General features: G+C 52.3%; 18 protein-coding genes. 14 read left to right on the forward strand and 4 right to left on the reverse strand.

Annotation, left to right across the window (positions count from 1 at the left end; all coding sequences use genetic code 11):
• Position 1 precedes the first annotated feature (1 nt).
• The 3 genes from arsJ to ACYZT2_RS11865 all read left to right on the forward strand — a co-directional run bounded on the left by arsJ (position 2) and on the right by ACYZT2_RS11865 (position 3,267).
• On the forward strand, positions 2–1,222 hold the full coding sequence (gene arsJ / locus ACYZT2_RS11855; protein WP_461972275.1) for an organoarsenical effux MFS transporter ArsJ: 1,221 nt from the start codon (positions 2–4) through the stop codon (positions 1,220–1,222).
• A gap of 340 nt (positions 1,223–1,562) precedes the next feature.
• A complete protein-coding gene (locus ACYZT2_RS11860) occupies positions 1,563–2,162 on the forward strand; it encodes a trypsin-like peptidase domain-containing protein (RefSeq protein ID WP_461973074.1) in 600 nt (199 codons plus the stop codon).
• Between the two features lie 202 nt (positions 2,163–2,364).
• On the forward strand, positions 2,365–3,267 hold the full coding sequence (locus ACYZT2_RS11865; RefSeq protein ID WP_461972277.1) for a universal stress protein: 903 nt from the start codon (positions 2,365–2,367) through the stop codon (positions 3,265–3,267).
• Here ACYZT2_RS11865 and ACYZT2_RS11870 read toward each other — a convergent pair.
• Complete coding sequence (locus ACYZT2_RS11870; protein WP_461972279.1) at positions 3,261–3,677, reverse strand: hypothetical protein; 417 nt, start codon at positions 3,675–3,677, stop codon at positions 3,261–3,263. The two genes, ACYZT2_RS11865 and ACYZT2_RS11870, sit on opposite strands and share 7 nt — an antisense overlap.
• Positions 3,678–4,012: 335 nt before the next feature.
• On the opposite strand from ACYZT2_RS11870, the gene ACYZT2_RS11875 reads away from it, so the two are divergent.
• Entirely contained in the window at positions 4,013–4,849 is an 837-nt protein-coding gene (locus ACYZT2_RS11875) for an undecaprenyl-diphosphate phosphatase (RefSeq protein WP_461972281.1), read from the forward strand.
• 127 nt (positions 4,850–4,976) lie between these two features.
• Here the strand turns inward: ACYZT2_RS11875 and rfaH are convergent, their stop codons facing one another.
• From rfaH to galU, 3 genes are all read right to left on the reverse strand, one after another.
• Positions 4,977–5,483, reverse strand: a complete 507-nt coding sequence (gene rfaH / locus ACYZT2_RS11880) for a transcription/translation regulatory transformer protein RfaH (RefSeq protein ID WP_461972283.1) — start codon at positions 5,481–5,483, stop codon at positions 4,977–4,979.
• Positions 5,480–5,911: a phosphomannomutase gene (locus ACYZT2_RS11885; protein WP_461972285.1), complete on the reverse strand. Its 432-nt coding sequence runs from the start codon at positions 5,909–5,911 to the stop codon at positions 5,480–5,482. Before ACYZT2_RS11885 ends, rfaH begins: the two co-directional genes overlap by 4 nt.
• Positions 5,912–5,987: 76 nt before the next feature.
• The gene (gene galU / locus ACYZT2_RS11890; protein ID WP_461972287.1) at positions 5,988–6,821 is read right to left on the reverse strand and encodes a UTP--glucose-1-phosphate uridylyltransferase GalU; all 834 of its coding nucleotides are present in this window, start codon (positions 6,819–6,821) and stop codon (positions 5,988–5,990) included.
• 690 nt (positions 6,822–7,511) lie between these two features.
• Between galU and ACYZT2_RS11895 the strand changes: the two genes are divergently transcribed.
• The 10 genes from ACYZT2_RS11895 (at position 7,512) to rfbC (ending at position 18,996) form a co-directional block, all read left to right on the forward strand.
• On the forward strand, positions 7,512–7,886 hold the full coding sequence (locus ACYZT2_RS11895) for an arsenate reductase/protein-tyrosine-phosphatase family protein (protein WP_461973076.1): 375 nt from the start codon (positions 7,512–7,514) through the stop codon (positions 7,884–7,886).
• A gap of 45 nt (positions 7,887–7,931) precedes the next feature.
• Positions 7,932–10,160 carry a polysaccharide biosynthesis tyrosine autokinase gene (locus ACYZT2_RS11900; protein ID WP_461972289.1) on the forward strand — a complete coding sequence of 743 codons (2,229 nt, stop codon included), beginning with the start codon at positions 7,932–7,934 and terminating at the stop codon, positions 10,158–10,160.
• Positions 10,161–10,471: 311 nt separating this feature from the next.
• Positions 10,472–11,797 carry a UDP-glucose dehydrogenase family protein gene (locus ACYZT2_RS11905; RefSeq protein WP_461972291.1) on the forward strand — a complete coding sequence of 442 codons (1,326 nt, stop codon included), beginning with the start codon at positions 10,472–10,474 and terminating at the stop codon, positions 11,795–11,797.
• Between the two features lie 137 nt (positions 11,798–11,934).
• On the forward strand, positions 11,935–13,230 hold the full coding sequence (locus tag ACYZT2_RS11910; RefSeq protein WP_461972293.1) for a lipopolysaccharide biosynthesis protein: 1,296 nt from the start codon (positions 11,935–11,937) through the stop codon (positions 13,228–13,230).
• Positions 13,231–13,255: 25 nt separating this feature from the next.
• Complete coding sequence (locus ACYZT2_RS11915; RefSeq protein WP_461972295.1) at positions 13,256–14,137, forward strand: glycosyltransferase family protein; 882 nt, start codon at positions 13,256–13,258, stop codon at positions 14,135–14,137.
• Positions 14,127–15,230 carry a glycosyltransferase family 4 protein gene (locus tag ACYZT2_RS11920; RefSeq protein ID WP_461972297.1) on the forward strand — a complete coding sequence of 368 codons (1,104 nt, stop codon included), beginning with the start codon at positions 14,127–14,129 and terminating at the stop codon, positions 15,228–15,230. The genes ACYZT2_RS11915 and ACYZT2_RS11920 overlap by 11 nt, the downstream gene beginning before the upstream one ends.
• A 122-nt stretch (positions 15,231–15,352) precedes the next feature.
• The gene (locus tag ACYZT2_RS11925; protein WP_461972298.1) at positions 15,353–16,474 is read left to right on the forward strand and encodes a DUF1972 domain-containing protein; all 1,122 of its coding nucleotides are present in this window, start codon (positions 15,353–15,355) and stop codon (positions 16,472–16,474) included.
• Positions 16,471–17,538 (forward strand): dTDP-glucose 4,6-dehydratase, encoded by a 1,068-nt coding sequence (gene rfbB, locus ACYZT2_RS11930; RefSeq protein WP_461972300.1) that lies wholly within the window; start codon positions 16,471–16,473, stop codon positions 17,536–17,538. The genes ACYZT2_RS11925 and rfbB overlap by 4 nt, the downstream gene beginning before the upstream one ends.
• Positions 17,539–17,581: 43 nt before the next feature.
• On the forward strand, positions 17,582–18,460 hold the full coding sequence (gene rfbA, locus ACYZT2_RS11935) for a glucose-1-phosphate thymidylyltransferase RfbA (RefSeq protein ID WP_461972302.1): 879 nt from the start codon (positions 17,582–17,584) through the stop codon (positions 18,458–18,460).
• On the forward strand, positions 18,457–18,996 hold the full coding sequence (rfbC, locus tag ACYZT2_RS11940) for a dTDP-4-dehydrorhamnose 3,5-epimerase (protein WP_461972304.1): 540 nt from the start codon (positions 18,457–18,459) through the stop codon (positions 18,994–18,996). Before rfbA ends, rfbC begins: the two co-directional genes overlap by 4 nt.
• The last annotated feature ends 2 nt before the right edge of the window (positions 18,997–18,998 follow it).

Below are 18,998 nucleotides of genomic sequence, written 5' to 3' on the forward strand. Positions count from 1 at the left end.
GATGAAAGCGTTGTCAGCCCTCACTCCTCAAGTGCGGCAGTACCTGCTCGTGACGGGCAATTACTGGGCCTTCACCCTCACCGACGGTGCCCTGCGCATGTTGGTGGTGCTGCACTTTCACGCGTTGGGCTACAGCCCGCTGCAAATCGCGGCGTTGTTTCTGTTCTACGAACTCTTTGGTGTGATCACCAATCTGGTGGGCGGTTATCTCGGCGCCCGACTGGGCCTGAACCGGACCATGAACATCGGGCTGGGGATGCAGGTTGTGGCGCTGTTGATGCTGACGGTGCCAGTGGCGTGGCTGACGATCCCTTGGGTGATGGGCGCGCAGGCGTTATCAGGGATCGCCAAAGACTTGAACAAGATGAGCGCCAAAAGCTCGATCAAGCTGTTAGTCCCCGATGGGCAGCAGGGCACGCTTTATCAATGGATCGCCATCCTCACTGGCTCGAAGAATACACTCAAGGGTGTCGGTTTCTTTCTCGGCGGGGCATTGCTCGCCCTGATCGGGTTCAAAGGAGCACTGCTGGCCATGGCTGGCGTCCTGGCGCTGATCTGGGTCAGCAGCGTGATCCTGTTGAAGAAGGATTTGGGCAAGGCCAAAGCCAAGCCCAGGTTTCGCGACATCCTGTCCAAGAGCCGGGCCATCAACATTCTGTCAGCGGCCCGGATGTTTCTGTTCGGTGCCCGCGATGTCTGGTTTGTCGTGGCGTTGCCGGTGTACTTGAGCAGCGTCTTTGGCTGGGACTTCTGGAAGGTTGGGGGATTCCTCGCGGCCTGGGTGATCGGCTACGGCATCGTGCAATCGTTCGCGCCGCGAATCACCGGCAAGCAACGAGGGCAGGTTCCTGATGGCCGCGCTGCATTTCTGTGGGCGCTTGCCTTGGCAGGCCTGCCCGCGGCAATCGCTCTGGGGCTGAACACCGGGTTGTCGCAACAAGGGGTGCTGTTAGGTGGATTGATGGTCTTTGGCGCGCTGTTTGCCGTGAACTCCTCGCTGCACAGCTACCTGATCGTGTCCTATGCCAAGGAAGATGGCGTGTCGCTGGACGTGGGTTTTTATTACATGTCCAACGCCATGGGACGGCTGATCGGCACCGTGCTCTCTGGCTGGGTTTATCAGGCTTTCGGGCTGGGGGCGTGTTTATGGATATCCAGCGCATTTGTTATTTTCGCAGCGCTGATTTCTGTGGCGTTACCGAGGCATGCCAAAGTGATTTAAGCTGCCCTGAAGGCGGCGATTCACTAGTTTTGTTCGCAATATAGCAACTTCCATTTCTATTTTTTTATTCGGTCCACTGCCATTTTTCAGGCGCCAAATATGTGCAATCCATGACATGGATCGAAAAGCAATTAGTCTTAGCACAATTCATTCATACGCATTTATTAAAACCTCAGCCATAAATAAACGCACCAGGCCACGCTGTGAGAAAACTACAAGAAACTGACAACTAAGAGAAGCGCCACAATAAAAATCAAATCCTCCTTATAAGTCGGTGATAATCATGATTAAAATCATGACCTACTTTTTAATAGGAGCTGGTATTGCAGGATGCAACGGTATGGTAAAACCCGACTTGTCGGGGCCTGCCAATGATTCATATTTTTCTGTCTTCTCAGGCTTTCCCTTGCCCTATCTGTACATGGCCTCGGCCGTGCAATGGAACGAAGACTATGCCGTCACCACCCGTCACACCCCTCTCATCCGCAACGTGAAATACCGCTGCAGCACCGGCTGCGACCTCGTCTTCATCCAGCACAAGGCCGACGGCCGCTACCCGTCATGGCGCGCGCCGCGTGTGGGTGAACACATCACTGCCGTGGGGGCGAGCCCCTACATGACGACCGTCACCGGCAAAGGCAAAGTGTACCCGGCGCCTTTCATCAATAGCGATGAAGGCAGCGGCGAACGCTATGCCATCCATGATGCCCCGATGATAAAAGGGATGTCGGGTGGCCCCGTCATCGCCAGTGACGGCAACATTGTCGGTATCAATGTCGGTTTTTTCTCCACTACGCTTAATGATGTGAGTTTCCATCCCGGGTTAAAGGGCGCTGAGCGGATCAGCATCTTTATCCCTTACGCGACTATTCAGCGCGAGTGGGAACTGATGCAGGTAAAGCTTAACGATCCGCACGGCGCGAAGTATGCGAAGAAGTAACTTCGCGTCGTCAATCATTTGGCCGTCGGGATGGGGTTCATCGTAGTGGGTACGATGAACCCCATCTTGTCTGGTTAGTTGAATCCAGGCGTATATTGATTGTGTCGATCCAGGTCATTGAGGCGATAGCAGATCGCTGGCGGTGCGACAGACGAGAGGCTGGGGGAGCGAGCAGATATCCCAGAACGTTTGGAGGTGTGACATGAGCCAATATCAACGACTCTTTCTAATAGCCGGCCCCACCATGCGTCACACGCCGGCGCTGCAGCGGGCCGTCGCCCTTGCCGAAGCCACGGGCGCAGCGCTGCATATCACGGTGTTCATCGAAGATTTCAACATCCTGGGGTTGATCCACGCCAGTGCGCGGTTTCGTGAGGCTTGCCAGCAAGAGAACGAAAAATGGCTCAAGGATGAAGCCGATCTGATCCGTGGGCGCGGGATCAACCTGAGTACCGAGGTGCTTTTCACTCGCGACGCACTGCAAGAGATCCTTCAGCACGTGACAGCAACGCAGGCGGATCTGGTGATCAAGGACGTGCAGCATGAGTCGGCGCTCAAACGCGTTTTCATCACGCCTCTGGATTGGCATCTGCTGCGTGAATGTCCGGTGCCTGTCCATCTGGTCAGCGAAGTCAGTTGCCCACTTCCGCGCGTGATCGTGGCGGCAGTCGATCCGTCGCACCCAGAGACTCAGATCACCGGAATCAACGACCTGATCATCCAGGCTGCGAACGAATTGGCCATGCAATGCAATGCAGAAATGCATCTGCTGTATGCCTACGATCTATCGCAGACGCATATATCCGATGCGGGCGCGGGTGCAGTGACGATGCCTGGCTTCAACAGCGACGTGCGCAAGTCTTTGCATAAGTCATTCATCGCATTGGCTGATCACTACGGCGTGCCCACCGAACGGCAACACTTCGTTGCAGGGCCGCCAGGCAAAGCACTGGCCGACTTTGCAGCGCATCACCGGGCCGACGTGATCGTCATGGGCAATGCGCATCGCAGGGGGCTGGAAAAATGGGTGGGCAGTACCACGGAGCATGTGCTTTATCGGGTGCCCTGCAACATTCTCGCAGTCGCCGGGCAAGCGGATCAATGAATGGAGCCGTTGTTAAGTGAGCTGGAAAGGGGGGCTCGGCGGCCGGCCCGGGATTTTTTCAGGGCGCGTGCCGAGATATCCCGGTAGGTGTCACTATCAGTCGCCGCGAGCAGCTTTCCGCCGTCCTTTAAAGTGGCCATAAAGGTCACTTCGGTGTTTTTTCCCGCGAGCAGATAGCCGGCGATGGCTCCGACGGGACCAAGCAACATGGCGCCCGCGAGGCCCAGGCCTATGGCGGTCTTTATATTCTTGTTCGAATCAGTGTTCTGAATGGTCAGGTCTTTAAATTCCGAGACCGGAAAGCTTTTTCCAAGCCGGGGTTTGAGGGACGTTTTGAGGGTGATGGTTCCAAGGTGATATTCCCCGTCGCACTGCGGGAAGTCACCGGCGAGTACAGTGATCTTTGCCATATCGAGTTTTCTCTTGGGCGATCATTTTCGGGTAGGACATTGCGCGCGCCCAAAGCCGAAACGTCAACGATCCGACGATGAGTGGCATCCATAAATTCGCGATGCATAAGTGCTCGTCCTGCAAAAAAATTTCATTCTCAGACGTCCTCGGGGCGGAGAGCATTTTCAGGAGAGCGGACCCGGCGCTCCGACATGGACGTTTTATAACGTTTAGCTCAAGCAGGCAGAGAGTGCGCTTTAATCCTCCGCTGGTCCGACAGGTTTAATCGCGACCAGCATCAAATGCTCGGCATCATCAACAGACCTTTCAGCCGAGAGGGTTTAACGGGGGATTAATGGACTTCTGGACCACTACGCAGGTATCGATTCTCGGGTTGGTTGAAGGGCTCACAGAGTTTTTGCCCATCTCCAGTACGGGACACCAGATCATTGCCGCGGACTTGCTCGACTTCGGCGGTGAGCGAGCCATGGCGTTCAATATCATCATTCAGTTGGGGGCTATTCTAGCGGTCGTCTGGGAGTTTCGACGCAAGATTCTGGAGATCACTACCGGTTTGCCGACTCAGCGTAATGCGCAGCGTTTCACTCTGAATTTATTGATCGGTTTCTTGCCGGCGGTTGTCCTGGGGGTGATGTTCGCCGACAAAATCCATGAGTACCTTTTCAACCCGATCACCGTGGCCGTGGCGCTGGTGATAGGTGGCATCATCATGTTGTGGGCCGAACAACGTGAGCATGTGGTGGTTATCGATCACGTGGACGAAATGCGCTGGACCGATGCCTTGAAAGTCGGTTGCGCACAGTGCCTGGCGATGATCCCCGGCACTTCGCGCTCGGGTTCGACGATTATCGGCGGGTTGCTGTTTGGCCTGTCACGCAAGACGGCTACCGAGTTTTCGTTTTTCCTGGCGATGCCGACGATGGTGGGGGCCGCGGTGTACTCGGGCTATAAGTACCGCGACCTGTTCCAGGCCGCAGACTTGCCGGTGTTTGCTCTGGGATTTGTAGCCGCATTCCTCTTTGCGATGATTGCCGTGCGTGGTTTGCTCAAGTTCATCGCCAACCATAGTTATGCGGTATTTGCCTGGTACCGGATTGCATTCGGTTTGCTGATCCTGGCGACATGGTTTTTCGGTTGGATCGACTGGAATCATCTCCCAGAGGGGGCGTAGGTTTTGTAGGAGCCAGGCTTGCCGGCGAAGGCGTCCTTGAGATCGCCTTCGCCGGCAAGCCTGGCTCCTACGAAAAGCGGTTATTCGCCTAACTGACTAGATTAGGGCAATCCCGCCCCTACAAAATTTAAAGCTTGTTAACCCCCGCCAACGGCAAGCTGATGTGTTGTTCACGCTGCAGGAAATTCATCATCAACAGCACCCGTTCCTCGCCGTCCATGGTGAGGAACACCGCCTCGAGATCGGAGAACGGGCCTTCAGTGATGCGCACCGTATCTCCGTGTCTCAATAACGTTGTGACGATCGCCTGGCTCCCTCGCTCCTGGAGCTCGTCGATCAGCGCATTGCGGATCGGCAGTGGCTGACCGCCGAACCCGACAACTCGCGAAACACCGCGGGTCGAGCGCAGCGGGCCCCAACTGTCCTGAAGGCTCAGTTGAATAAACAGATAGCCCGGAAACAACGATTCACTGATCACTCGACGCTGCCCGCGCAAAATACGCTCACGCCGATAGGTCGAGCGAAAACAGGCGTAGCCCTGGCGCTGTAAATGCTCTTCGGCGCGCTCGTCCTGTTTGGGTTTGCATTGAAGCAAATACCAGGCTTTGTCGGCGTGTTCTGCAATCGCGTTCATTCGAATTCCCTCCCAGCATCGATTAGCCGCAGCAGTTCTACGGTTTTTTGCTGCATGAGCGAGCTGTCGCCGCGACTTTCCACGGTCAGGCACGTCACGCCATCATCGTCCAGAAGACGCAAGCTGAGACGCCAGTCGGCAAAGACCAGGTTCAGCCCATCGCTCTCGTCGATGTCGAGGGCGTCGGCGGCATAACGCTGCCTGATGCTCGCCAAAAATGCCGGACCATCCTTGACCTGACGGCGGATTTCCCCGGAAGAGGGGAAGGCACCGATGCGCTCCACCAGCAGCACCGGCGGTTTCTGCACCCGGGGAAAGACCAGTTCCGACGCATAGGCGCGCACGATGAGGTACGCGAGGTTGTTCTTAAGGTCAGCGCCATACGGGCGGCGGCTGTCATCTGCCTTGAAACCACTCAATGTCTTCATAGAGGCTTCGTCCATAGGGTAATAAAGACCGAAAAATCGATTCGATAACGCACACCTTTGTCAGGGTTCAGCGCCGTCACAAGGTGTTCTGATGCAGGTTCTCGAAACAGAAATTGGTCGCTTCGATGTAACCTTCGGCGCCGCCGCAATCGAAGCGTCGGCCCTTGAATTGATAAGCCAGTACGCAGCCGTTCTGGGCCTGTTTCATCAAAGCGTCGGTGATCTGGATTTCACCGCCCTTGCCAGGCTCGGTGTCAGCGATCAGATCGAAGATATCGGGGGTCAGAATGTACCGGCCGATTATGGCCAGGTTGGACGGAGCGTCTTCCGGGCGGGGTTTTTCGACCATGCTGTTGACCCGGTAAATACCCTCGCGAATCAGCTCGCCGGCAATCACGCCGTACTTATGAGTCTGCTCACGCGGTACTTCCTGGATCGCCACGATCGAGCAGCGGAATTGCTCGTAGAGCTTGAGCATTTGCGCCAGCACGCCATCGCCCTCAAGGTTCAAGCACAGGTCATCGGCCAGCACCACGGCGAATGGCTCATCACCGATCAACGAACGACCGCTGAGAATGGCGTGACCCAGGCCCTTCATTTCCACTTGGCGGGTATAGGAAAAAGTACAGGTATCGATCAGCTCGCGAGTGCCTTCCAGGAATCGTTCCTTATCAGTGCCGCGAATCTGGTGTTCGAGCTCGAAGCTGACATCGAAATGATCCTCCAGCGCTCGCTTGCCCCGGCCGGTGACGATAGCCATATGTTGCAGGCCGGCGTCGCGCGCTTCCTCGACGGCGTACTGGATCAGCGGCTTGTTAACGATCGGCAGCATCTCCTTCGGCATGGCCTTGGTGGCGGGCAAAAAGCGGGTCCCATAACCGGCAGCGGGGAATAGGCATTTACGAATCATGGAAGCGTCCTTGAAAGTAGACAGATGGAGTGGCTAATGGCAGTAGGAAAGGTTCGACTCAGGTTGTCGGAACCGGGAACGCAGGAAAGTACGGGCTCTAATGGCTCGATCACTCGGGAAAATGTTCGCAACGCTCAGTACGCTATGGTTTGTGCCAGGCGCAGGCGGAGCAAAGATCGGGCGGGCCGGCGAGCAGGCCTGGTTGTGCATGCTTGTGACTCAACCCGCTGTAAACAAAGTTATTGCCCAAGGCATCTCTTACCCAAGTTCTAACCAAATGTCCGACGCCTTGGCAATGCACTAACGGAACGGCTATATATTAGCCACTCGCTATTTCGGTGTAATTTAGATTGAACGGTCGCGCGAAAACGGCAATTGTTAGAAATTGTCTGGATAAATTCTTGAACTGTTATTTTCAGAACTAAAACAGCGAAATGTTATTTTTTGTCTGAAGAAAAAGTTGGGGGCTGTTCAAGCGTCATGGTAATAAATACGCACTGATTGTTTGAAAGTTTCAGCTGCAGTTACCGGGATTATAAATACCTGGATTCATTCGTAGTTTAAAGCTCTATGTTCGGCAAGTGCTATGTCACCGCCAATGTTGACAAGACGGGGAATGTTATCTTGCTTAAAAGGGTTTTGATTGTCTGCGTCGGCAATATTTGCCGCAGTCCCACCGCGGAGCATCTGCTGCGCGGGGCACTCGTCCGTTCCAATATCGAGGTCAGCTCGGCCGGCCTCGCTGCCTTGGCGGGCAAGCCCATCGAGCCGACGGCACACGCCGTGCTCAAGGAACATGGTCATCTGCCCGATGAGCACGAGGCCGTTCAACTTACGCCTCAAGCCGTCAGCGAGGCGGACTTGATTCTGGTAATGGAGCGACGGCATGTCAGCGGCGTGCTCAACATTGCTCCCGAAGCGCGAGGCAAAGTGTTGCTGCTGGGCAAATGGCAAGACGATCGCGAAATCAGCGACCCCTTCCGCCAAGGCAAACCTGCTTTTGTGCACGCTTATGCGTTGATCGAAGAAGCCGTACTCGCATGGGCACAGCGCCTGGCGCGCTGATGGCCACTCCTTTTTGAATCGTAATACAGGCAAAGAATCTGACTTATGCAGCAAGCACCGGTAGTCAACGTACGGGACGACGACAATGACGAGATTGATCTTCTCGGCCTGTTTGGAACACTTATCGACCATAAATGGCTGATTGCCGCGGTGACCGGCGCCTTCATGGTGGCCGGGGCCGCGTACGCGGTACTGGCGACCCCAGTGTTCCAGGCGAATGCGTTGTTGCAGGTTGAAGCGAAAAAGAACGATTTGCTGGGCTTCTCGGATATCGGCAGCATGCTCGGCAAGGAGTCTCCTTCGGCCACCGAGATCGAGTTGATCCAGTCGCGCTCCGTAATTGGCAAAACCGTCGACAACTTGAAACTTGATATTGTCATACAGCCGAAGTACTTCCCGGTGGTCGGTGAGTTCCTGGCGCGTCGATTCCAGAATAAAAATCCCGGTGCAATAGCCGATCCCTTGTTGGGGTTGAACAGTTTCGCCTGGGGAGGGGAGTCGCTGAAGATATTTAAACTGGATCTTCCCGACTCACAACTGGGCAAGAAGTTGACCCTGACTGCGGGTGAAAATGGTCATTACACCCTGGTGGACGAAGACGACAACGTATTGGCAGCCAGCCAGGCGGGACAACTTTTCGAACAAAATGGTGTTGCGTTTCAGATAGAGGAAATGCACGCCAATCCTGGGGCCCGCTTCAGAATCATCCGCAATTCTCGCCTGACCAGCATCCTCGACTATCAAGAAGCGTTGGATGTAGTCGAGCGCGGAAAAGAGTCGGGTATGATCGGTCTGGCGCTGGAAAGTACAGATCCGGACCTAGCCATTGAAATACTCAATGAAATTGCCGCTATTTATGTGCGGCAAAACGTAGAGCGCACTTCAGCTGAAGCAGCGCAGAGCCTGGCGTTTCTCAAAGAGCAACTTCCGGTGGTCAAGAAGGACCTGGAAAAAGCCGGGAATGCCTTGAATGAATACCAGACGCGCAGCAAGTCCGTGGACATCACGCTCGAAACCAAAGCCATTCTCGATCAGATTGTCGGATTGGATACCAGCATCTCCGAGTTGAAGTTGCAGCAAGCCGAGATGGACCGCAAGTTCACCCGCCAACATCCCGCCTATCGCGCATTGTTGAGCCAGATCGGTGAGTTGAGTAGCAAGCAGAAAAGTTTGGCGACCAAGGTGGAAAGCCTTCCCTCCACCCAGCAAGAACTGCTGAGCCTTACCCGGGATGTAGAAGTTGGTACGGCCATTTATACCCAGCTGCTGAACAAGTCTCAGGAACTGGATGTGATGCGCGCGGGCACCGTCGGTAACGTGCGTCTGATCGACACCGCGGACGTCAATTTCCTCAAACCGGTCAAACCGAAAAAAGCCTTGATTGTGCTGATCGCCACCATTCTTGGCGGCTTCCTGGCGGTGGCCCTGGTGCTGGTGCGCAAGGCGCTGAACCGAGGGCTGGAAAGTCCGGAAGCCATCGAGCAACTTGGGTTGCCAGTCTACGCGTCGATTCCTTACAGCATTCTGCAGAAAACCGAAGAAGAGAAAGTCTCCCGCGGACGAGGGCGCTCCGGTGCAGGTTCTACGTTACTGGCCGTCAGTCATCCTACCGATCTGGCAATTGAGGCATTGCGCAGTTTGCGTACCAGTCTGCACTTCGCCATGCATGAGGCCGACAATAACCGACTGATGATTTCCGGGCCTAGCCCTCGGGTGGGTAAAACGTTCGTGTCGGTCAACCTCGCGGTGGTGATAGCCCAAACCGGGTTGCGGGTATTGTTGATCGACGTCGACATGCGCAAGGGCTATTTGCACAAAGTATTGGGTGTTCCTTCGGACAATGGGCTCTCCGATATCCTGGCCCGACGCTGTGATGTGGCCACTGCTATCCATAAGACCGAAATCGACAACTTCGATTTTGTCAGTCGAGGCCAAATCCCGCCCAATCCTTCCGAGTTACTGATGCACGCCAATTTCAGCGCGCTATTGGAGCAGGCGAGCGAGCTATACGATCTGGTGATTCTCGATACGCCACCATTACTGGCGGTGACAGACGCGGCGATCGTCGGACGCTTGTCCGGGACCAATTTGATGGTGACGCGCTATGGCCTGAATCCGGCGAAAGAAATCGAGTTGACGGTCCGCCGGTTCTCCCAGAATGGTGTTGTCATTAAAGGTGCGATTTTTAACGGTGTGGAGAAAAAAGCCTCCAATAAATATGGCTACAGTGATTATGGTTATTACCACTATGCCTACGCCTCTGACAAAAGCTGATGGGTGTTAAACAGCTCGCGTCATAAGTTCGGATTTTTGACGGTATTGCTGTTGCTCTTGAGTTTTTTATCGTTTATTGCTGCGCCTGGTCATTAGCCAATAGGCATGATCAAACCGATATTTCATGGAAACACCACGTCCTGAGGAAGATGACGAAAAATCCTGGGGCGGTAGCGTGTCGTATGCCGCCTGCTTCCTCATCGGTCATTCTTACCGCCGAACTTTAAGGTTATCGAGAAGCCTGGGATCTCTTAGGTTTCCAAGTGGACGGCGTGAGCCAAAAACCAACGTTTGTATCACAGGTAATCATCATGAAAGTCACTGTATTTGGAATTGGCTACGTAGGTCTTGTTCAAGGGGCTGTGCTAGCCGAGATTGGCCACGATGTAATTTGTGTGGACATAGATGAGCAAAAAGTAAGAAATCTGGAGCAGGGGATTATTCCAATCTATGAGCCTGGACTGGAAGTCTTAGTCAAAGAGAACTACAGCGCTGGAAGATTGAAATTCACAACAGATGCTATAGCTGCAGTGAAACATGGAGAGGTTCAATTCATTGCGGTAGGCACACCTCCTGATGAGGACGGATCTGCGGACCTGAAATATGTGCTGGCGGTTGCCGAAACGATAGCAAGTAACATTGAAAGCGATTGCATTATCATTAACAAATCTACCGTTCCTGTTGGGACGGCCGATAAAGTGAGGGACCGAGTGGCGAGCGTACTTACTCAACGCGGCCGCACGGACCTCTCATTTGACGTTGCATCGAATCCAGAATTTTTAAAAGAAGGTTCTGCAGTATCCGACTGCATGCGTCCAGATCGGATAATTGTTGGAACAGAGCAGGCTAGCACAGAAGAAGTCATACGCGACCTCTATGCTCCGTTCAACCGAAATCACGAAAAAATAATTGTCATGGATATTCGCAGCGCTGAGCTGACGAAGTATGCAGCTAACTGCATGCTTGCAACAAAAATCAGCTTTATGAATGAGATTTCTAGTTTGTCAGAAATGCTCGGAGCTGATATCGAAATGGTGCGAAAAGGCATAGGTTCAGATCCCAGAATTGGCTATCACTTCATCTATGCGGGATCCGGTTATGGTGGGTCTTGCTTTCCTAAAGATGTAAAAGCCCTCATTAAAGCTTCCGAACAGCTGGACTTTGACGCGACACTTCTGAAGTCGGTAGAAGCAAGGAACAACGACCAGAAGAGTGTGATTTTCAGAAAAATAATTAACCACTACGATGGAAATATTGCAGGAAAAACATTCGCTCTTTGGGGCTTAAGTTTTAAACCGAATACGGATGATATGCGTGAAGCACCCAGTCGCGTACTGATTGAGGCTCTATGGAAAAACGGCGCCAAGGTCAGGGCGTATGATCCGGAGGCGATGGAAGAAACTCAACGAATTTACAGCAATCGTGATGACTTGAGTCTATGCGGAACAAAAGAAGAGACTTTAAAAGAAAGCGATGCATTAATCATCATTACCGAATGGCAGGCCTTCAAAGCGCCCGACCTGGATCAAATTAAAAGCCAGCTTCGCGAGCCAGTAATATTTGACGGAAGAAACCTGTTCAATCCTCAAAAGCTTAAAGACAAAGGCATTAAGTACTACTCCATAGGTCGCCAGTAGCTTTACAAAATGAAGCGGGGGCTTTAGTCCCCCACTTCAAACAGGTTTTCCTGGTTCAAGGCATCATGTTCATATTAAGCGTAGTGGTTGCCGCTCTTGTAGTCGTCAACTACTTATAAAATTGGCTGCCAAGAAAAATGAACATACTAAAATCGAAATCACTTCACTTACTATGCGTTCGAATTATCGGCGCTATAGCGGTGCTGCTTGCAAATATTGTTATTCTGAAAGTAGAAAGCAGTGATTTGGCAGGGCTATTTCTTGTTGCGTACACTATATTTCAGATATCCGCAGTCATAGCGCGCTTCGGATCGGACATCCATTTGGTAAGAAATTACTATAAACAGTCAAGCGAGGAAGTGCAGGATTGCTTCAATCAATCTGTAATGGTTAGCCTACTGATAGGCTCAGTGCTGATCCCAATTACATACTGTCTTGGAAGTTTCTACGTCCAACACTGGGGTAGCCTCTCAAGCGCTAGCAATGATCACTCGTCAATACTTCTTATATTTTTATTGATCCCTCTGTTTTCTGCCGCCAATACCGTTTTTTTTATATATCAAGCCAGGCATAAGACCGTCATCCAGATTTTGGGCCTTAATGTCATTCAGCCTTGGGCTTTTTTGGCTTTTTATCTAGCGATTAAACTCGCCAGCTACTTTGATTTTCTTTCTTTAGCACCCGACACAACGATTGTAGCCTCCTTCTATGCCTCCATTGTAATTTACATGATTACCGCTGCTGTACTTGCAAAAAAAGCAAGCATGAGGTGGGCTCCGATATCTGCGCTATCCAAGAAGCCACTCAATAAAGTTATAGCCTCCCAACTAAAGTTTGCATCCGCAACAATAGGAACCCAGCTGGTGGGTTGGTTACCCTTTCTGTTAGCCTCCTTGCTTTTAGGCGCTTCATTTGCTTCGGTCTTTAACATTCTCCAAAGACTGGCAATGCTTTCAACCTTTATATCCGTATCAATAAACTCTATATCCGCGCCTCAGTTTTCAGAGCTTTCCAGTCGATCCAACTATCAAGCCATAAAAAAAATATTCTGGTCCAACACAAAGAAGTTAACTTCCTTCTCCTGCATTTATCTGGTTTTTCTGCTGGCCTTGGTAAGGTTTAGCGGGCAAATACCGGAAAACTTCCACGTCGCATGCTACATCGTATTGTTAGGCTATTTTGTAAATTGCTCTACGTCGGTTTGCGGATATTATTACCAGAATGCTTCAAACATTTACCATCTTAACGTAGCGCTGTATCTGACTGTTGCACTGTCTCCCTTCGTGACTTATTGGCTTTTAGGCGCCTGGGGTGTATTGGGTGCTGCCGTTGCCATCGGGAGTACCATTGCATGCATTAATGCAATCTTATTCCCTCTGGCCACAATAGACCTTAATCGGCGCACATCGACAATGGCCATTAGATCAATTTAATCGTAGCTAAACTATCAGGTTTGTCATGACGCACACACAGAGCCAACTCATACACGTTAACTTCCTTGTTGTGGTTTACTCTACCCGTCCTGATTTAACCACTACACTCAAGTCGCTAGCTACCCTGGATTTTCAGTCAGCAAGAATTCTTCCAAAATTTTCAATTTGGGATAACTCTGAACAGGGATTTGGGGAGGCATCAATCTCAACGCTGCCTGGTGAAGTAACGTATCACCACAGCGGAAGAAACGAGCCTCTTTCAAAGGTATACAACACACTCATCTCCAACAGTGCAGGCTCGGACTACTTTATAGTCTTGGACGACGACTCCAGCATCACTAATGATTATATATCCAGTCTGGACTTATTTTTCAGAAGCAGTGTGCCAGTCGGTGTGCCTCAAATTTTGTTCAATCAAAATCTTATATCGCCTGGAGTCATAAAAGGTGTTCGCGGCCGCGCGTTGAACTTGCAAAACCTGGTGACAGGTCCCGTTCCGTCCAAAAACATAGTGGCAATGATGAGTGGAACTGTCATATCTAAAGAAGCGCTGTCGCAGGGGTTGAAGTTTGATGAGCGCTTGAATTTTTATGGGGTTGATACACGGTTTTTCATCGACTACGCAAACGTCTACAGTGAAATATTCATTCTCAAAACATCAATGCTTCATAGCTCGGCTCTCAGGGAGACCGGACAGGCTTATACAAAAAAGGTTCAGCGATTTCGGAACCTCATACTCTCGCGACCGCTGGTTTTCGATTACGTAAAACATCACAGATTTAAAATATCATTATATGTGCTGTTGTTTAGCCTAAACACATGCCTTAAAGAAAAAAATATCAGGTACTTGTCTCTGATGCTTCTTTCACTGCACATACTGAACCCAAGGAAGTCATATGCGAGATAAAATACTGTGCCTTCATCAAAGCTCCGAACTGTACGGTTCAGATCGAAGTTTCCTTACGGCGATTGAATCAATTTCCGCAAAAAAGAAAATCTATTGCATCCTGCCTTTTCTTGGGGAGCTCTCTCCTCTCGTTAAAAATATGGGTGCCGAGATAGAGTATTACCCCTACGGAATACTGAGAAAACAGAAGCTGAAAACCCCAGTCAACTACGGCATGGAACTAATTAAGGCAACCTTGTATTACGCAAAAAAATATAAGGAATTTAATGCAATATACATAAACACGACCGTTATGGTGTCCGCGCTGCTTGCTGCTGGGTTTTATAGATTTTCCAAGAAGAGTTTCTTTTGCCACATCAGAGAAATCCCAGACAAAAAAATCATTGTGATCTTCCGTTTGCTTCTACGGTTCTCAGGTGCAAAATTAATATTCAATTCCGAGGCTACGAAAGCCGCTTTTAACCTTCCGGGAACAGTTATTTATAATGGCGTAGCACCCCTTTACAGCGTCCCGCCGATGCGTACTGAAAAAGACCGTAAGAATCTACTTTTGATCGGCAGGATAAATACATGGAAAGGGCAAGACTTTTTCATTGATGTAATTGGAAAGATAGCCAATAACGCAGGCAATGATCTTCACATAAGGATAGTGGGTAGTCCCTTTGAGGGGTACGAATACCTGGAAAAGGATTTAATTGAAAAAGTAAACTCATATGGGATTTCCGACAACGTCGAGTTTTTCCCTTTTTGCTCGGATCCAACCGAGCACTTTCAATGGGCAAGCTATGTTGTTGTCCCCTCCACGAAGCCGGAGCCGTTCGGTCGAGTAGCGATCGAAGCGTACTCCGTCGGAAAACCAGTGATAGCTGCGGGCCATGGTGGCCTGGTAGAGATTGTTAACCACGAAAAAGATGGTTTCCTCTTTATCCCCGCCAATCAAAGCAGCCTTGAGAATGTCCTGCTAAAACTTCCTCCGCCTAGCAGCCCGCTGTACGAAAAGCTCAGCAAGTGTGCACTGGATACTTATTACAAGAAATTTTCATTAAAAAGCTATAAAGAACACATAAATTCAACGCTGGAAAATTCATATTAACAACTGGCTTATCATGTTTTATGCGTTCCTTATCTCTTCAGTATTTAGAATAGATTAAAAGCGCTTTCAAAATTTCAGGTGACTCTGAGAACCCATTACATCGAAAGAACCAATAAGCCTCTATGAAAAACCTCTATATCCTCGGCATCCGCGGCGTCCCCGCCAAACATGGCGGTTTTGAAACCTTCGCCGAAAAACTCTCCCTCTACCTGATCACGCAGGGCTGGAAAGTCACTGTCTACTGTCAGGAAGACGGTTGCGGCGATATATCTACCAGTGAATGGAATGGTGTTCATCGGATTCATATTCCGATCGCCAATACCGGCGTGGCGGGTACGGTGTTTTTCGACTGGAAGGCCACCGTCCATGCGCTGGGCCAGAAGGGATTGTTTCTTACCCTCGGCTACAACACGGCGGCATTCAATATTCTGCAGAGGATCAAGGGCCAGACCAATGTCATCAATATGGATGGCATCGAATGGCGGCGGGAGAAGTGGGGGCTCGTGGCGAAAACCTGGTTCTGGCTGAACGAGCGGGCGGGTTGCTGGATCGGCAACCACCTAGTGGCCGACCACCCGAAAATCAAGGATCACCTGGCCACCCGGGTCAAGGATTCGAAGGTCACCATGATCCCCTATGGCGGGGACCGGGTGAACGAGGCAGACCCGGCCGCACTGGCCGGCTATGGGCTGGAGCCTCATGGTTTCTCGGTGATTATCGCCCGGCCGGAGCCGGAGAACTCCTTTCTGCAGGTCGTCAAGGCTTTCAGCAGCAAGCGCCGTAATCATAAGTTGGTGGTGCTGGGTAACTTCACGCCAGAGAAGAACGAATACCACAAGCGGGTGATGGAGGCGGCCGGCGAGGAAGTGATCTTCCCCGGCGCCATCTATGAGGCGGCGGTGGTCCGGGCGCTGCGGTTTTTCAGCCGCTTTTACATCCATGGCCATCAGGTAGGGGGCACCAACCCTTCGCTAGTAGAGGCATTGGGCGCTGGCTGCTCGGTGATTGCCCATAACAACCATTTCAACCGTTGGGTTGCCGGTGATGCGGCGGTGTACTTCGACGACGAGCACGACTGTGCGAAGTTGTTCGAGAAATATCTGTGCGACGACCACAACCATTTGATTGCGGCGATGAAGGCTGAAAGCACCCGCCGCTTCAACGAAAAGTTCACCTGGGAAAACATCCTTTCCCAATATGAAAAATTACTGATCCAGTGGTACCCCAGGGAGTACAGCAAGTGACCCAACGTATTATCGTCACCGGCGGTGCCGGTTTTATCGGCTCCGCCGTCGTTCGCCATCTGATCGACAACACGGATGTGAGCGTACTCAATATCGACAAGCTCACCTACGCCGGCAATACCGAGTCTCTGGCGTCGATGGCGGGCAGCCCCCGGTATGAATTCCAGCAGGTGGATATCTGTGACACGGCGGCGCTGCACGAACTATTCGCGCGTTTCCAGCCCGATGCGGTGATGCACCTGGCGGCCGAGTCCCATGTGGATCGTTCCATCGACAGCCCGTCGGATTTCATCCAGACCAACATCGTCGGCACCTACAGCATGCTGGAGGCCAGCCGCCGCTACTGGTCGGGGCTGGCAGCGGAGCAGAAGCAGGGCTTTCGCTTCCACCATATCTCCACCGATGAAGTCTATGGCGACCTGGTAGGCACCGACGACCTGTTCACCGAAACCACGCCCTACGAGCCGAGCTCGCCGTACTCGGCGTCGAAGGCCGGCTCCGATCACTTGGTGCGCGCCTGGCACCGCACGTATGGCCTGCCAGTGTTGGTCACCAACTGCTCAAACAACTACGGGCCGTTCCACTTCCCCGAAAAGCTGATCCCCCATGTGATTCTCAATGCCATCCACGGCCAGCCGCTGCCGGTGTATGGGGATGGCTCGCAGATCCGCGACTGGCTGTTTGTCGAAGACCATGCCCGAGCGCTGTTCGAAGTAGTGTCGCGCGGCACCGTGGGCCAAACCTACAACATCGGCGGGCACAACGAGAAGCGCAACCTGCAAGTGGTGGAAACCATCTGCGAACTGCTCGATGAGCTGCGCCCCCGCGATGAAGAGCTGGGCTCATACAAGGAACTGATCACCTTCGTTACCGACCGCCCCGGGCATGACCTTCGTTACGCCATTGATGCGAGCAAGATCGAGCGTGAGCTCGGTTGGCGACCCCAGGAAACCTTTGAGAGCGGCATACGCAAAACGATTCAGTGGTATCTGGACCATCAAGGGTGGTGGCAACGAGTCCTTAATGGGCAGTACCGGCCCGAGCGCCTTGGCCAGACCGGCTGAAACATTCAAACCCTGCCTCTATTAACTCGAAGGGAATCTTCATATGAAAGGCATCATTTTGGCGGGAGGCTCCGGCACTCGCTTGCATCCTATTACCCGTGGTGTATCCAAACAGCTGCTGCCGGTCTACGACAAGCCGATGATTTATTATCCGCTGTCGGTATTAATGCTGGCGGGCATTCGCCAGATATTGATTATTTCCACGCCGCAAGACTTGCCCAACTTCCAGAACCTGTTGGGTGATGGCTCTTCTTTCGGCATTGAACTCAGCTATGCCGAACAGCCTTCTCCCGATGGTCTGGCCCAGGCCTTTCTGATCGGCGAGGAATTTATCGGCGACAGTAACGTGGCGCTGATTCTGGGCGACAACATCTTTTACGGTTATGGCTTCAGTGCTTTGTTGCGCGAAGCGTCACAACGACAGACCGGTGCCACCGTCTTCGGTTATCGAGTCAGCGACCCGGAGCGTTTTGGCGTTGTCGAGTTCGACGATAACGGCAAGGCGATCTCGATTGAAGAGAAGCCTAAACATCCGAAATCCGACTATGCCGTCACTGGCTTGTATTTCTACGACAAAGACGTGGTGCACATCGCGAAGCAAGTCAAACCGTCGATCCGCGGTGAGCTTGAAATCACTGACGTGAACAATGCTTATCTGGAGCGCGGCGACCTGCATGTCAGCGTGCTCGGGCGTGGTTTTGCCTGGCTGGACACCGGGACCCATGACTCATTGATGGAGGCCGGGCACTTCGTCCAGACCATCGAAGCGCGACAGGGCTTGAAAGTGGCCTGTCTGGAGGAGGTGGCGTACCACCAGGGTTGGTTGTCGGCTGCGCAATTGGATAAACAAGCCACTGCGCTATACAAGACCGGTTACGGCCAGTACCTCGCACGGGTACTGACCACGGAGCCTGCGAAATGAATGTCATCAATACCCGGTTGCCTGGTGTACTGATCATCGAGCCTAAAATCTTCGGCGATGCCCGCGGGTTCTTTCTCGAGAGCTATCACCAGCAGCGTTATCACGATGCCGGCATCGAATTGCCTTTCGTCCAGGATAATCACTCGCGCTCGCAGTATGGCGTGTTGCGTGGTTTGCACTTCCAGCGAACCCGGCCGCAGGGCAAGTTGGTGCGGGTCACCCAAGGTGCGGTGTACGACGTGGTAGTGGACATCAATCCTGAGTCCCCCACCTGTGGTGAACATGTGGGCGTCAAGTTGACCGCCGACAACCATCTTCAGCTGTGGGTGCCGCCGGGTTATGCCCACGGCTTCTGCGTGCTCAGTGATATCGCCGATTTTCAATACAAATGCACCGATCTGTATTACCCCGAGGACGAGGGTGGGCTGCTCTGGAATGACCCGGAGCTGGACATTGCCTGGCCTCTGGATTCACCTCAACTCTCGGAAAAAGACTTGCGCAATCCGCGTTTGCGCGCGGTGTTGAATGGAGAATGACC

It is taken from the genome of Pseudomonas sp. MDT1-85 (assembly GCF_054898065.1).